Origin of the sequence: Amycolatopsis samaneae (assembly GCF_039541975.1) — a bacterium.
Taxonomy (GTDB): Bacteria; Actinomycetota; Actinomycetes; order Mycobacteriales; family Pseudonocardiaceae; genus Amycolatopsis; species Amycolatopsis samaneae.
Window position 1 is genome coordinate 1 of sequence record NZ_BAABHG010000039.1, and the last position, 5209, is coordinate 5209.

The following is a 5209-nucleotide window of genomic DNA, read 5'->3' on the forward strand; positions in this document are numbered from 1 at the left end:
CCTCGTTGGGGTTTCCTTTGAGAGCATTACATGCCTCGATCGAATTTGAAGACATTGTTGGAGAGTTTGATCCTGGCTCAGGACGAACGCTGGCGGCGTGCTTAACACATGCAAGTCGAACGCTGAAGCATCTTCGGGTGTGGATGAGTGGCGAACGGGTGAGTAACACGTGGGCAATCTGCCCTGCACTTTGGGATAAGCCTTGGAAACGGGGTCTAATACCGGATAGGACAGTCTCTCGCATGGGGGGTTGTTGAAAGCTCCGGCGGTGTAGGATGAGCCCGCGGCCTATCAGCTTGTTGGTGGGGTAGTGGCCTACCAAGGCGACGACGGGTAGCCGGCCTGAGAGGGTGACCGGCCACACTGGGACTGAGACACGGCCCAGACTCCTACGGGAGGCAGCAGTGGGGAATATTGCACAATGGGCGCAAGCCTGATGCAGCGACGCCGCGTGAGGGATGACGGCCTTCGGGTTGTAAACCTCTTTCGCCAGGGACGAAGCGCAAGTGACGGTACCTGGATAAGAAGCACCGGCTAACTACGTGCCAGCAGCCGCGGTAATACGTAGGGTGCGAGCGTTGTCCGGATTTATTGGGCGTAAAGAGCTCGTAGGCGGTTTGTCGCGTCGGCTGTGAAAACTTGAGGCTTAACCTCAAGCTTGCAGTCGATACGGGCAGACTTGAGTTCGGTAGGGGAGACTGGAATTCCTGGTGTAGCGGTGAAATGCGCAGATATCAGGAGGAACACCGGTGGCGAAGGCGGGTCTCTGGGCCGATACTGACGCTGAGGAGCGAAAGCGTGGGGAGCGAACAGGATTAGATACCCTGGTAGTCCACGCTGTAAACGTTGGGCGCTAGGTGTGGGTGACATTCCACGTTGTCCGTGCCGTAGCTAACGCATTAAGCGCCCCGCCTGGGGAGTACGGCCGCAAGGCTAAAACTCAAAGGAATTGACGGGGGCCCGCACAAGCGGCGGAGCATGTGGATTAATTCGATGCAACGCGAAGAACCTTACCTGGGCTTGACATGCATCAGACAGCTGCAGAGATGTGGTTTCCCTTGTGGTTGGTGTACAGGTGGTGCATGGCTGTCGTCAGCTCGTGTCGTGAGATGTTGGGTTAAGTCCCGCAACGAGCGCAACCCTTATCCTATGTTGCCAGCGCGTCATGGCGGGGACTCGTGGGAGACTGCCGGGGTCAACTCGGAGGAAGGTGGGGATGACGTCAAGTCATCATGCCCCTTATGTCCAGGGCTTCACACATGCTACAATGGCTGGTACAGAGGGCTGCGAAATCGTGAGGTGGAGCGAATCCCTTAAAGCCGGTCTCAGTTCGGATCGCAGTCTGCAACTCGACTGCGTGAAGTCGGAGTCGCTAGTAATCGCAGATCAGCAACGCTGCGGTGAATACGTTCCCGGGCCTTGTACACACCGCCCGTCACGTCATGAAAGTCGGTAACACCCGAAGCCCATGGCCCAACCCGTAAGGGAGGGAGTGGTCGAAGGTGGGACTGGCGATTGGGACGAAGTCGTAACAAGGTAGCCGTACCGGAAGGTGCGGCTGGATCACCTCCTTTCTAAGGAGCACAACACATCCACGATGCCGGGATACCCGGACCAACATCGTGGAGTGGCTCAGGCCTAGAACCCGAACGTGGTTCTGTCTGGGTTGCTCAAGGAATTGTGGAACTACTGGTTAGGGTCATGGTTGGTGGGTAATGCCCGCGGTAGTACTGGTCTTCGGATCGTGGAACTCGTGGTCGGCGCCCGGGGTCATGGTTGTTCACGTGCACGCTGTTGGGTCCTGAGGCAACACACCTCAGGGCGTTGCTCTGGGAGCGTTTTGTTTCTGGTGTGGTGTTTGAGAACTGTAGAGTGGATGCGAGCATCTTTGTGGTCAAGTTGTTAAGGGCACATGGTGGATGTCTTGGCTTCAGGAGCCGATGAAGGACGTGGGAGGCTGCGATATGCCTCGGGGAGCTGTCAACCGAGCTGTGATCCGAGGATTTCCGAATGGGGAAACCCAGCACCAGTGATGTGGTGTTACCCGCCGTTGAATATATAGACGGTGTGGAGGGAACGCGGGGAAGTGAAACATCTCAGTACCCGTAGGAAGAGAAAACAACCGTGATTCCGTGAGTAGTGGCGAGCGAAAGCGGAAGAGGCTAAACCGTGTATATGTCAAGCTGTCAGGCGTTGTATGTGCGGTGTTGTGGGACCCACCTTGAAGAGACTGACATTTCTTCGGATGTACGCAGTGGTTAGTGGAACACCTTGGGATGGGTGACCGGAGTGGGTGAGAGTCCCGTACGCGAAAACTGCTGTTGTAGGTCTTGGTGGTGTTCCCGAGTAGCAGCGAGCTCGTGGAATTTGCTGTGAATCTGCCGGGACCACCCGGTAAGCCTAAATACTTCCTGGAGACCGATAGCGGACGAGTACCGTGAGGGAAAGATGAAAAGTACCCCGGGAGGGGAGTGAAAGAGTACCTGAAACCGTGTGCCTACAAGCCGTCAGAGCTCACTTGTTGGGTGATGGCGTGCCTTTTGAAGAATGAGCCTGCGAGTTAGTGCTGCGTGGCGAGGTTAACCCGTGTGGGGTAGCCGTAGCGAAAGCGAGTCTGAATAGGGCGTCTGTAGTCGCGTGGTCTAGACCCGAAGCGGAGTGATCTACCCATGGCCAGGGTGAAGCGTTGGTAAGACATCGTGGAGGCCCGAACCCACTTAGGTTGAAAACTGAGGGGATGAGCTGTGGGTAGGGGTGAAAGGCCAATCAAACTCCGTGATAGCTGGTTCTCCCCGAAATGCATTTAGGTGCAGCGTCACATGTTTCTCCACGGGGGTAGAGCTACTGGATGGTCTAGGGGCCTTACCGGGTTACCGAAATCAACCAAACTCCGAATACCGTGGTGTGAGAGTGTGGCAGTGAGACGGCGGGGGATAAGCTTCGTCGTCGAGAGGGAAACAGCCCAGAACACCAGCTAAGGCCCCTAAGTGTGTGCTCAGTGGGAAAGGATGTGGGATTGCCCAGACAACCAGGAGGTTGGCTTAGAAGCAGCCACCCTTGAAAGAGTGCGTAATAGCTCACTGGTCAAGTGGTCCTGCGCCGACAATGTAGCGGGGCTTAAGCACACCGCCGAAGCTGTGTCACTCACACAATACATCGGCTTCCGTATTCGTACGGTTGTCTAGTGGTGTGGGTGGGTAGGGGAGCGTCCTGCATCCAGGGAAGCCGCCGCGGAAGCGAGTGGTGGAGGGTGTGGGAGTGAGAATGCAGGCATGAGTAGCGAATGCAGAGTGAGAAACTCTGCCGCCGGATGACCAAGGGTTCCTGGGCCAGGTTATTCCGCCCAGGGTAAGTCGGGACCTAAGGCGAGGCCGACAGGCGTAGTCGATGGATAACGGGTTGATATTCCCGTACCCGAGCATGTGCGCCCATGGCGAGGCGGTTGATACTAACCACCCAAAGCCGCTCCGGAAGCCTTCGGGTGGATGGTGTGGTGGAGCGTGGGATCTGATTCCGTAGTAGTCAAGCGATGGGGTGACGCAGGAAGGTAGCTCCGCCAGTGAGTGGTTGTACTGGTGTAAGCGTGTAGGACGTCATGTAGGCAAATCCGCATGGCATGTGTCTGAGACGTGATGCGTAGCCGTTTGAGGTGAAGTAGAGTGATCCTATGCTGCCGAGAAAAGCCTCTAGTGAGTGCATGCACGGCCCGTACCCCAAACCGACACAGGTGGTCAGGTAGAGAATACTAAGGCGATCGGGTGAACTGTGGTTAAGGAACTCGGCAAAATGCCCCCGTAACTTCGGGAGAAGGGGGGCCAAACATCCTGAAGCCCTTCGCGGGCTAGGGGTGGGTGGCCGCAGAGACCAGCGGAAAGCGACTGTTTACTAAAAACACAGGTCCATGCGAAGAAGTAATTCGATGTATATGGACTGACGCCTGCCCGGTGCTGGAACGTTAAGAGGACCGGTTAACCCTTTCGGGGGTGAAGCTGAGAATTTAAGCGCCAGTAAACGGCGGTGGTAACTATAACCATCCTAAGGTAGCGAAATTCCTTGTCGGGTAAGTTCCGACCTGCACGAATGGCGTAACGACTTTCCGGCTGTCTCAACCACAGGCCCGGCGAAATTGCACTACGAGTAAAGATGCTCGTTACGCGCGGCAGGACGGAAAGACCCCGGGACCTTTACTATAGTTTGGTATTGGTTTTCGGTTCGGCTTGTGTAGGATAGGTGGGAGACTGTGAAGCTGGCACGCTAGTGTTGGTGGAGTCGTTGTTGAAATACCACTCTGGTCGGATTGGGAATCTGAACCTAGGGCCATGATCTGGTTCAGGGACAGTGCCTGATGGGTAGTTTAACTGGGGCGGTTGCCTCCTAAAGAGTAACGGAGGCGCCCAAAGGTTCCCTCAGCCTGGTTGGCAATCAGGTGTTGAGTGCAAGTGCACAAGGGAGCTTGACTGTGAGACAGACATGTCGAGCAGGGACGAAAGTCGGGACTAGTGATCCGGCACCTCCTGGTGGAAGGGGTGTCGCTCAACGGATAAAAGGTACCCCGGGGATAACAGGCTGATCTTGCCCAAGAGTCCATATCGACGGCATGGTTTGGCACCTCGATGTCGGCTCGTCGCATCCTGGGGCCGGAGTAGGTCCCAAGGGTTGGGCTGTTCGCCCATTAAAGCGGCACGCGAGCTGGGTTTAGAACGTCGTGAGACAGTTCGGTCCCTATCCGCCGCGCGCGTAGGATACTTGAGGAAGGCTGTCCCTAGTACGAGAGGACCGGGACGGACGAACCTCTGGTGTGCCAGTTGTTCCGCCAGGGGCATGGCTGGTTGGCCACGTTCGGAAGGGATAACCGCTGAAGGCATCTAAGCGGGAAGCCTGTTCCAAGATGAGGTATCCCACCCCATTTGTGGGTTAAGGCCCCCACCAGACCAGTGGGTTGATAGGCCAGATATGGAAGCACAGTAATGTGTTGTCGAGTTGACTGGTACTAATAGGCCGAGGACTTGCCCACAAACATGCTACGCATTCACTCTACAGCTCTGAAACACCACACAACCCACGGGTTGTGTGTGGGTGTTTCGCAGAGTTTCGGTGGTTATAGCGTCGCGGGGAACGCCCGGTCCCATTCCGAACCCGGAAGCTAAGCCCGACAGCGCCGATGGTACTGCAACCGAAGGGTTGTGGGAGAGTAGGACACCGCCGAACA

General features: G+C 56.3%; 3 rRNA genes. All 3 read left to right on the top strand.

What is annotated here, in order from left to right:
• The first annotated feature begins 54 nt into the window (after positions 1–54).
• Positions 55–1574 (top strand): 16S ribosomal RNA (locus tag ABD987_RS44425).
• A 318-nt stretch (positions 1575–1892) separates the two neighbouring features.
• Positions 1893–5014, top strand: a 23S ribosomal RNA gene (locus tag ABD987_RS44430).
• A gap of 76 nt (positions 5015–5090) precedes the next feature.
• Positions 5091–5208: ribosomal RNA gene (gene rrf / locus ABD987_RS44435) — 5S ribosomal RNA — on the top strand.
• Together the 16S, 23S and 5S rRNA genes form the textbook arrangement of a ribosomal RNA operon.
• The last annotated feature ends 1 nt before the right edge of the window (position 5209 follow it).